This window comes from Hominilimicola fabiformis (assembly GCF_020687385.1).
In the GTDB taxonomy this organism is placed as follows: Bacteria; Bacillota; Clostridia; order UBA1381; family UBA1381; genus Hominilimicola; species Hominilimicola fabiformis.
On the sequence record NZ_JAJEQM010000030.1, the window covers coordinates 1 to 11183 of the forward strand.

Annotated in this window: 11 protein-coding genes; all 11 read left to right on the forward strand. The window is 34.2% G+C overall.

Annotated elements, in window-relative coordinates; translation table 11 throughout:
- Positions 1–496, forward strand: a 496-nt coding sequence (locus tag LKE05_RS13755) for a pentapeptide repeat-containing protein (protein ID WP_308457209.1), incomplete at its 5' end; no start/stop codon positions are given.
- A 936-nt stretch (positions 497–1432) separates the two neighbouring features.
- The gene (locus LKE05_RS13760; protein WP_308457210.1) at positions 1433–3718 is read left to right on the forward strand and encodes a hypothetical protein; all 2286 of its coding nucleotides are present in this window, start codon (positions 1433–1435) and stop codon (positions 3716–3718) included.
- Between the two features lie 75 nt (positions 3719–3793).
- Positions 3794–5254, forward strand: coding sequence for a C39 family peptidase (locus tag LKE05_RS13765; RefSeq protein ID WP_308457211.1), 1461 nt, complete (start codon positions 3794–3796; stop codon positions 5252–5254).
- Positions 5255–5271: 17 nt separating this feature from the next.
- The gene (locus LKE05_RS13770; protein ID WP_308457212.1) at positions 5272–5685 is read left to right on the forward strand and encodes a hypothetical protein; all 414 of its coding nucleotides are present in this window, start codon (positions 5272–5274) and stop codon (positions 5683–5685) included.
- A 1-nt stretch (position 5686) separates the two neighbouring features.
- On the forward strand, positions 5687–6952 hold the full coding sequence (locus LKE05_RS13775) for a hypothetical protein (protein ID WP_308457213.1): 1266 nt from the start codon (positions 5687–5689) through the stop codon (positions 6950–6952).
- Between the two features lie 4 nt (positions 6953–6956).
- Positions 6957–7649, forward strand: coding sequence for a Flp pilus assembly protein CpaB (gene cpaB / locus LKE05_RS13780; RefSeq protein ID WP_022231151.1), 693 nt, complete (start codon positions 6957–6959; stop codon positions 7647–7649).
- Between the two features lie 16 nt (positions 7650–7665).
- A complete protein-coding gene (locus LKE05_RS13785; protein ID WP_022231150.1) occupies positions 7666–8433 on the forward strand; it encodes a CpaE/TadZ family protein in 768 nt (255 codons plus the stop codon).
- Positions 8434–8481: 48 nt separating this feature from the next.
- Positions 8482–8970: a DUF5684 domain-containing protein gene (locus LKE05_RS13790; RefSeq protein WP_308457214.1), complete on the forward strand. Its 489-nt coding sequence runs from the start codon at positions 8482–8484 to the stop codon at positions 8968–8970.
- A gap of 105 nt (positions 8971–9075) precedes the next feature.
- Positions 9076–9495 carry a single-stranded DNA-binding protein gene (locus LKE05_RS13795; RefSeq protein ID WP_022231148.1) on the forward strand — a complete coding sequence of 140 codons (420 nt, stop codon included), beginning with the start codon at positions 9076–9078 and terminating at the stop codon, positions 9493–9495.
- Between the two features lie 34 nt (positions 9496–9529).
- Positions 9530–10984 (forward strand): ATPase, T2SS/T4P/T4SS family, encoded by a 1455-nt coding sequence (locus LKE05_RS13800; RefSeq protein ID WP_308457215.1) that lies wholly within the window; start codon positions 9530–9532, stop codon positions 10982–10984.
- Positions 10971–11183 (forward strand): hypothetical protein (locus LKE05_RS13805; RefSeq protein WP_308457216.1); only part of this gene is annotated, 213 nt, incomplete at its 3' end. The genes LKE05_RS13800 and LKE05_RS13805, both read left to right, overlap by 14 nt.

Here is an 11183-nt window from a genome sequence, read left to right on the forward strand (position 1 = left end):
TGGAAATTATAATAGTAGAGAGAATAATTGTGGAGATTATAATTGCGGAGATTCTAACAGCGGAAATTATAACAGCGGGCATTGTAATAGTGGACATCATAATACCGGAGATTATAATAGTGGACATTATAATAGCGGAAATCATAACAGTGGATATTGTAATACCAATACTCCTAAAGTTAGAATGTTTAATCATGTAACGGATTTTGATTTTGATGATAAAACTATAACAAGATTTGAAAATATTTTATTTAATTGCCCACAATCATATAAATATTCGGATTTTATTTCCATAAGCGATATGAGTGAAGATGAAATTATTAGACATCCTGAATGTGAAACTATTGGCGGATATATCAAAACAATAATAGTTGAAGCTGACAAGCAAAAATGGTGGGATGAAGATGTTAGCGATGATGATAAAGAATTTATTAAGTCGTTGCCATATTTTGATGCAGAAATATTTTATGAATGTGTTGGTATAAGAATTAAATAATATATAAGTACAATTTAATAGTAAAGATGAAATGGAGCCGTAAGGCTCTTTTTTAGTGCAAGAAAGGGTGATTATAAGGTGAAGACTATAATAACTTATATAATTGCAAGTATAAGTTTTGTTATTCCTATATTCATTTGTATATTATTGAAAAAATCTTTTGATTTTATAGAGAGAATTTTTAATAGAAGTATTATGAAATTAAGGTGTATACGCAAAAAAATAGATTGCATATCTACAATAGCTATTATTTCTATAATAATGATGTTTATATGTTATGTGATTGGGGATTTTCAATTTAGTAAATTACCAATTAATAATACGTTTAGTGTGATAATAAGGATAATAGGGGGGATTACAAACGGTGGAAGTATGATTTTTGTAATAATATGGAGAGTATCGTATACAGTAATTTATAAAAGCGATAACATTGACAATAAAAGTTGAAAGCCTTATAATTTATATGAGGTGAATATTAATGTTGATAAATATAATTAGGATAATTCTATTACTTATTTTTATAATAAGTATATTCTTGATTATATGTCTGAAACCTAAATATGATATAAACGAATACTTGGTTTGTTCGGTAGGAAATATAATTTCTCAAAAATTCGTTAGAAAAAGGAACGATAAACATTTTGGAAATGCCAAAAATTTCATATCCGGTTTTAATCAATTACCAAGCAGTAAAAGATTTTTTTGTATCACACATAAAAAAATAATAAACTATTTATTAAGAAAAGTTGAAAATAATCAAATTCAATCATTAAAGTTTTATAAATTACCGTTTATATTTAATTTAGGAAAAGCAGAAATTAAAATGGGAAAGGAGAAAAGTGATAACAGTTTTGAACGATTGTATATAGTTACATTTAAAACAATATAAGAGCAGAGCCGTAAGGCTCTTTTTTAGTGCAAGAAAGGGTGATTATATTGAAACGAAAAACAATAATATTTTTAACAATGGTGTTGACCGTAATATTTTCGGCCATAACTTCAAGCTTGATTGTGAATGCGGATGAACTTGACGGATACACAAAAGTGGATTGGTCGTGGAACAGAGATATGGAAACCACCGATGCCAATTCTGTAATAGTAGGCGGAAATATTCCGTTTTGGCGATATGTAAATGCAGACAACCCTGCAAATAACAATGCAATATGGAAAAGCGTATATGGTGATGAATTATCGGATGATGATGTCACAAAAATTTGGAGTAACAAATTTGATCCTATATACATTGTAGCAAGTGTTGATGTTGCTAATATTCCTGATGAGAATATACGTCAATATATATACGACCACGTTGATGAAGATGTACCTGATTTGAAATTAAAATTTGATATTGACGCAGACGTTGAGGGTGATTCAAATAGTGAAAAAGCAGAAACTTTATTTAATGGTGATATAGGTTATCGTGTATATCGTGATGGTGACACTTGTCGAATCGAAATGAAATTCAGTCCTAAATTTCATTTAATAAAAGATGATGGTACAGGTGGAAATGATCTTTTACTACCTAATATGCCATATAAGCAACTGCCTAAAGCACGTTATCCGTACAGCTCCGTTATATTTTCTATGTGGGGATATAACGGCGGTTCTAATGAGCATTACGGAGCATTGGAAGTAGTTGAGGGTGATGATCCTAAATATATTTACGGTCAAAGCTTTGGTTATGGTGATATATTAGAAAAAGGAAAAATACCGAACAATATGGTTTATCCAAACTTTGAGGCAGGAGAAATAAATCAAGAGGGAACGTGGGCAGGTACAGTTGAAAGTGATACTCTCGACAGTAACCTTATTCGTATCGGACAGCAATTTAAAAAGAGAAATGATTCTTGGTACTACAGCTACGGCGGAGCAGTCGGTTATAATTTTAAGTTTCCGTTTAAAGTTTCTCTTGCAGTTGACAACAGTATGAAAATCACAAAGCGTATTATTAATTATGTAACAGGTGATGTAATACTTGAGAATACAGATAGTTTTGCTTATGGCAGTAGCTCAGTAGGTAAAATGTACGTCTTGGCGGATAAGTCGGGATATGCGTATGTTGATAATGATATGAATTTTGATGTCGGTTATGCGTACAATCATTTTGATGTAAAACGTGCGGATAACAATGAAATCTTAGGTGTTGATTCAAGCATTATTGCAAATGTGGCATTTGATCCTGAAATAAAGCACAAAATACTTGACGTTTATGTAACGCCATTACCTGTTGAATCTAAATTAATAGTAAGGTATGTTGATGTAGATACAGGTGAAGACATAAAAACAGAAGAAATTAAGGGTAAAGTATTAACTACACCTGACGATGAAGATATAATTAAATACACGATTGACCCGCCTAAGCCACAGGTGATTGTTAAGAAGTATGTCGTTGAAGATTTAACCGGCAGAATCGAAGAAGAAAAAGAAAATCCTGATCCTGATGTTTCGGTTCGTGTTTCGGGAACTAAGCCTATTTTGGTTTTGATTATAAGTTGTACCAAAGACAACGGCGGTGGAGGTGGTGACATTAGTCCGACACCAACGCCGACACCAAAACCAAACGATGATAACAACGGTGACGATGAGCCGGCAACAACTCCGATTGATCCGCCTATGTGCGACAGTGAAGAAAATACAATACAATGGGAGGAACGAGAGAAACACAGTTACACAGGCAGTGACAATAAGAAACATACTTGTTACCACTATTATGTGTATGAGGCTAAATTAAAAGTAGATAGTGTTGATGTATCACCAACAACACTTAAAAGCGGATATGGTGTTACAACCGACATATCCACAAGCGTAAGTTACAGACAAGTGGCAAAATATAAAGAGGGTAATTGCGATCACAGATTAAGTACATCAAGAACACCGACATCAAAACCAAAGCCACCTACAAAAGTAGCAGTAAGAATGGGATGGACAACACATACCTTTGGCGGTGATTTCATTCAAGACAGTACCGTATTGCTTGACAAAGTATCCAGTAACAGTACAACAGCTAAATTTTCTGCACCGACAAATAGTGCTGTAGGTCAGAAAATGATATATACAGATATATATTTAAGCGGTACGGGGAGTGAGCCAAGACGTCACGTAATCGCATTTGATATATACGGAGGAGGTGTTGACGGTACTGAATGGTGTACAACTGTTACCAAAGAACTTGTTATCAACGGTGATATGTACGAAGATGCCGGAACTACATCAACATATTAATATTTTGATTGAGGAAACACATTGCTTTATAAAAAGTGATGTGTTTTTTTATTACAGAGAAAGGAAGGTGATTATATGCCACCTATTGATCCAAAACTTGTAAAAAAAATAATCGAAGCAGTGGCAAAGATTGTTGAAGAAATCAAGGAAAAGCATTTAATATCAAAAATAGTGTTGGCAAGTGCAGTTGTAGTTTCTCTTTTGTTTTTCCCGATATATGTAATATCACATCCGCTTGAGGCATTGAGCATTGCAAGAGGTGACAGTGAAGTTACAGAAGAATATTTAGGATATATCGCCGGAAAATACGAAACAGGAACATCCGATCCGGCATTTATAAGTTCCGGTGAAGGTGATTATGGTGGAGTGAGTTATGGCATTCCGCAATTCCCATCAAGAGGTGGAATGGTTAAAAGTTTTACTAACTGGCTTGCAGAACAAGATGAGGAGTTAGGCAGTCTTTTTAATGGATTAACGCAGAATACAACTGCATTTAATGACGCTTGGAAAAAAGCCGCAGAGATAAGCAAAAGTAAATTTGCAGGTTTTCAGCTTACATATTCACATCAAATAGATGTGAAACCGTTAGTAGAAAAATGTCTTAGTCAATTAGATATAGACTTTAATCGCTCGCGATGTTTGCAAGAATTGATAATATCAACAGGACAGCAATACGGACCGAATACATCTGTAATAAGAAAATCAGGTGTTACATCAGATATGGATGATGAAACTATTATAAAAAAAATATATGCCTATAAACGAAATACGGTAGGGTCATATTTTTCAGGGTCAAGCGGTGGGGTACAAAGTAGTTTGAGAAATCACAGATTTGTTGATGAAGAAAAAGATTTGTTGGCTATTGTCGGACAACCGCCACTTGGTATTATCGGTGAAGATGAGGGCGGAATATCAACCGGATATAACTTACCTCGTGATCCCGGATATGGAGCATTAAAGAAATTCCTAATGGCTTGGACTATTGATTCAGACGGAAATATAACAGAAAATAAAGATATTGAAGAATCTGTTGCATTATCGGGTGAACCGTACAATGGTACAGATGTTCCGTTATATCTACAAGGTAGTTATGGTAACTATAGCTATGGAACAGGAACTATTGCAACATCAGGTTGCGGTCCGACATCGATGGCGATGGTAGCTACTCTTTTAACAAAAACGGTTGTATCACCTGTAGACACTGCAAAATGGTCGGAACAACATGGATATAAAGTTTCAGAAGGAACGGCATGGGCATTTTTCCCAAGCTATTCATCGGCTATAGGAATATCGTGTGATGTTGTATCAAACACCTCAAGTAATATTGTAAATTGTCTTAAAGCAGGAAAGATTATGATTTTAAGTATGAATCCCGGTCATTTTACGAAGATTGGGCATTTCATCGTGTTAAGAGGTATAACATCAGATGGTAAGATATTGGTCAATGATCCGGCAAGCACAGAAAGAACTAACCAAACATGGGATGTAGGAACGGTTGCCGGCGAATCGGCTCGAGCGTGGGCATTCAGTAATTAAATATGGAGGTATAAAAAATGGACAGACAAAAAAAATTATTGCAGTTATTAGGTTTAATAGTAATATTGATTGCGGTATTGATATATTACGGATATAACCACATGAACAAAAAGAGCGATAATACAACAGATAACAATGTTAGTGTGACAGAAACTGTTGTACCGACAGCGACAAATATTGCAGAAGAAGATAGTGCCGGTAACAAAAACAATACGGTGCAGCAGTCAACGGATAAACCTGTTATTTCTGAATCGAATACTACCAATAATACATCATCAAATAATGATAATACAAATTCAGCAAAAGCAGATGAGTATTATGATGACCTAAATAACAGTGATGGCGTACATACTGTTCCGGAGGGTGAAGATGAAACAGAAACAGTTGACGGTATTGAAGTGATTAAGAATCCTAAGGAGGGAGTGCAGTAGTATGGGAATGGTACAAGTATTGCATTATTACTGCAAAAGACGGCGAGCCGAGCTATTAAATGATATTACATTTAAAAAAGGAATATCGTGTCAAATACAAACAGATTTTTTGGACATATCGGATATTGTAAAAGAACTGACAAATAAAAATCACATTGATTGTGTAGCTATTGATGAAGATTTGTTCGGTATTGGTGATATTGAAGATATAATATCAAAACTTGAAGTTTTAAAATTCGTTACGGATGAAACGAAAATATTAATTATAGCGTTAGACCGTATGCGTAATGATGAAATGATACAGGGAATTCAAAAAAGCGGAGTAGTTGACTATATAATCACAAAAGAAATGATAGATGATTTTGATGATGTAATATCAAAATTTTTTGACGGTACAATAACAGAAAATGAAAAGATATTATATACACCGTCAAATAACGAAGATTATGACGTTGATGATATTTCGGAAGAAAGTGGTGTGCAATCAGAAATTTATTCTTCTGATATTGAAGATAACAATACATCAGAGGAAGATTATCAAGGCGAATATTCTGAAACAGAGTATAACGATAATACCGAAAATGTTGCTGAGCAAAAAACAATTATTTCAAATAGTCAAAGTAATATATTCAGTAGGATGAAAGAAAGTTTTCAGCAGAATAAAGTGAGTGAAGATGTTCCGAGTATAGCGGAAGTTCCTGAAGATAGGATGATTACGATTGGCATATGCGGTTTACAATCACATATAGGTGTAACTCATCACGCATTGGCTATGGCTCAAGCACTGAGTGAACAATATAAATACGTATGCTATAAAGAATGTAATACGCATGACATTTACAATGTGTTGCAGAATAGTAGCCTGAAAAAAACAATGCCGGGATATATCAGAATAATGAATGTTGATATTTTCAATAAAAATGCAGATGTAGAGGAATATTCTGATAAATATAAATTCTGTATAATGGATTTCGGAACTATAAATGAATGTACACAAGCAGAATTCTTTGAAACAGATATTCCTATTATAATTGCCGGAATAAAAGATTGGGAATTTAATAACTTTATGGGTGCATATTCGCAAGGAATTTTAGATAAAGCAAATGTAGTAATTAATTTCTTCCCCAAAAAAGAACAGTCAGATTTACAAAATGCTTTTTCAGATTTAAAAATATTTTTTGCGGATTATGCACCTGAAGTATTTGAACCAATACCAAATATTTCAATGTACAATCAAATTATAAATACAAGTCTATCGGAGGTTTAATTTAATGAAAAGTATAACAAATATTTTTAAAAACAAAATTGTTGTTGCGGTCATATGTTTTGTAATTGCAATGATAATCGCATTTATCATTGTACCGTCAAAGAACCATGACGGTGAACGTGTGAATGTTATTAAAGTAACTAAGACTATATCAGCGAACACAAAAATAACAGATGATATGCTGAAAGAAGTTAATGTTGAATATGACAGTGTCCCAAGTGAAGCAATAAGAAGTAAGAGCGATATTGTAGACAAATACGCTAAGTCAACAATATATCCATCGGATTTTATAACACAGGAAAAATTAAGTGTTATTGATACTTCGAGTAATTTGTATTCATTAAAAGACGGAGAAACTGCTGTCAGTGTTACAATGAAAACTTTATCAAAGTCAGTGAGTGGTAAAATTTTAATCGGTGATGCAGTTCAACTATACGGATATGACACACAGGAAAAAGAAATCAATCCAGATAGCGGGCAATGGTACTTTGAAGTTTTGGCGATTGATAATGCCAAAAGCGAAAATGTATCCGGTGCAAACTTAAATGAACTTTCAGACATTGTTCCGGCGTCTATTACGGTGAAAGCAACATCAGAAGAACAAGTAAAAAGTATTGTGAATATGGAAAACAATAACGACGTTCAGGTTGTATTTGCCGGACGTGGTGAAGAAGCAAAAAAGCTACTTAACAGATAATCATGGAGGTAAGAAAATGAACGGAAAGATTATTGCGGTATGCGGTGGAAATGGTGTGGGAAAATCAACAATATGCACTAATTTAGCGACAGTCTTGAGTGAAGATAAGATAGTAATATTATTTGCTCCACGAACAGACTATCCATCAATTCAATCTTTTTTTGATATGAATATCGCAGAAAATAAAAGTTTAAAAAAATTGTATGATGATATGTCTATTGAAGAATCAGTCGATATAAAAGAATATCTTGTACAGTATAAAAATAGCAATATATTTATTTTATCTGCACCCGATACAACCAATGTATTGACATTCGCAGATAATAAAATATTGCCGGAGCAGAACAAATGTATAAATATGCTGATAGCACTTCAAAGAATGTGCGACTATCTAATTATTGATTGTGATACAAATGTAACAAATCATGTATCAGCGTGGGGACTTAACTATGCTGATATGGTGATTAATGTTATGAAACCTACGCAACAGGGATTACGAATAGCGAATGCTTATCAGGGATATTTCAGTGAAATATGGCGAGGCAAAGTAGTCAACGTTGTAAATGCCGACAAGAATTACATAGGTATATCAGATTTTGAAAAAGCATTAGATGTGCCGGTAAAATTTGATATAGAACTTCCGTATGATGAACAGGTTGAATTATCTGAAAATACTGGAGTGCCGATAATTAATGAATATCATAAAGTCAAGCTATTTGGTGGCAATTATAAAAAAGCGTTTATGGAACTGGTTGATATAATCTTAACAGATAATGAGGAATAAAGGAGATTTAAAATGGAAGGTATAACTAACGAATTAATAATTAATGCATTGTCGCAGGATACAGAAAGTATAAATAATGAATTTATGGCACAGGCAGCGTCATCGGGAATGGAAAGTATGATAATGAAGGCATTGCTACCTGTAATAGCTATTATGGCGGTGATTGTCGCTATAAACTATATCTTATCGGCAATAGGATATGTAAAGATATTTCAGAAAGCAAATATTGATAATCCGATTGCTAAGGGAATGATACCATTATGGAATACGTTTACTGCGTTTCAAATGACAGATAACTTAAATATGTTTTGGATATTAATTGGAGTTTCTGTAGTAAGTTCAGCAATATCAACTATTCCGGTAATATCGTCATTAACTATTGTGGGTTCTATATCTGCATTATACATTGTAATACTTCAAGAACATAAGCTATCTAAAGCATTTGGGCATGGAGCAGGATATACAGTTGGTTTAGTTCTACTACGACCGATATTTATGTTGATTTTAGGTTGTGGCAGTTCGCAATATGAAGAATAGGTAGGATATTAACGGTGACATTTGAGTTGCCGTTGCTTCTATTATTAAATTAAAGAGGGTGATAGTCAATGAATGAAAATATCACATTGAGGGGAGGTGAAATTCGTGAATAAGGTAGAACTAATAGGACGTCTTACACATGACGTCGAAATGCGTCAAACTCCGAACGGTGTTTCGCTTGCGAGATTTTCAATAGCAGTAACACGACGATTCAAAAATTCAAACGGTGAATATGACGCAGATTTTATCAACTGTGTTGCATGGCGGCAGACAGGAGAATTTATTGCAAAACATTTTCAAAAAGGCGGTATGATTGCAGTAGTCGGAAGTATCCAATCAAGAAGTTGGGATGGCAACGATGGCAAAAAGCAGTATGCAACAGAAGTTGTGGTTGATGAAGTATACTTCACCGGAGCAAAAAAACAAAATAACAATAATCAACAGCAAACACCACCGCAGGGTAATTCAGATTATTATCCTGATCCTGATTTCCCTGAATTGGATTATCCTGATGAATCGGTTTAACGTTACAATAAAAAAATGTGAGGAAGTGATATAGTTGGACGTACAAAGTTATATGTACGACATGAGTCGGCAAGCAAATAAAAAAGAAAACGATGAACAAACAACGGAAAGAAAGATTGAAAAAAAATCATATAATGATATTTTAGAATATGTCAGAAAAGAAATATCAAAAAATCACGCCAGTGAACTTGCAGAAATAATTACCGATCCGGAAGCTCAAGTTGTACTTCGTGACCGAATTGTTCATTATCTAAATGCCGGAAGTTTTACTTGTGCTGAAGATATGAATTTTCAGCAACTTGTGAACAAAATTCATGAGGATATGTCAAGCTTTGGTGTCATTACACAATACATATATGACAAAGATGTTGAGGAAATCAACATCAATGCATGGAATGATATTGAGGTTATTTATCCTACCGGACTTGTAAAGCTTGATGAAACGTTTGCTTCACCGCAACAAGCAACAGATATAGTGCAAAAAATGTGTGCCTATGGCGGTATTCGTCTTGACGAATCACAACCGGTACAGGATAGTTATATTTCAAAGGGTGTACGTTGCAGTGCTATTATGCGTCCTGTTGTGGATAGGGAAATAGGTGTATCAGCGTCAATACGTCGTCAGAAAACAGTTGCAATTACTCGCGATAATCTGCTTAAAAGCAATACTGCATTAGCCGAAGAACTTGATTTTTTGACTATATGCGTGAATAGCGGTGTATCAGTCGGTTATGCCGGCGGCACGGGAAGTGGTAAGACAACTGATATGGGCGTTCTGCTTAAAAATATTCCGTATGATAAACGTATTTATAGTATTGAGGATAGCCGAGAGTTAGACCTCATTGCAAAAGACGATAACGGTAAAGTATTAAATCGTGTTATTCATACGGTAACACGTCCACACGAAGATCCTAAAAGTAATGTGGATGCAGAGTTACTTTTAAAGGAAGCATTAAGACAACACCCGGACATTATTGTTCCGGCGGAAATGCGTGGAAGTGAGGCATGGACTGCGGTAAACGCCGGATTAACAGGTCATACGATTGTTACTTCGGTTCATGCAAATTCAGCCGAAGAGGCATACGAACGTATCTTCATGTTATGTCTTGAGAAAAACGCAAATATGACTGAAAAAATGTTAATGCGTCAGATATTAAAAGCATTTCCGGTTATGGTATTCAAAAAACAGCTTAGTGACGGCTCAAGAAAGATTATGTCTATCGTTGAAGGTATTGATTATATAGACGGAAAAATTCAGTTTAACACATTATATCGTTTTCAGAAAACCAACGAATATATGGATGACAATATGAAATTGCACATTGATGGATTTCATAAAAAAATAAACTGTATATCCGATAGGTTGGCATTGAAATGGTATGAAAACGATGTTGACGAAACTACTATAAAAAAGTATGCTCGTTCTGATTGGTCGGCTGCTACCGCCTATGAAATATACGAAAGAGGTGAAGTGAATGGTACTGCTTAGAATATTGACATCTGTTTTCATATTTTTCGGCTTGTATTTTATTTGTAGAGCTATCTTCGGTGATAAGTCTATAAAATCTAACAAGTGGAAACAAAAACAATCACCTCAAGCAATACTTAATGCAAGAAAAGAAATAATAACGGGTAAGAAATTATCCAAATTTGAAAAATTCAAAGCCAATGCAGAAGAAGTACTACGA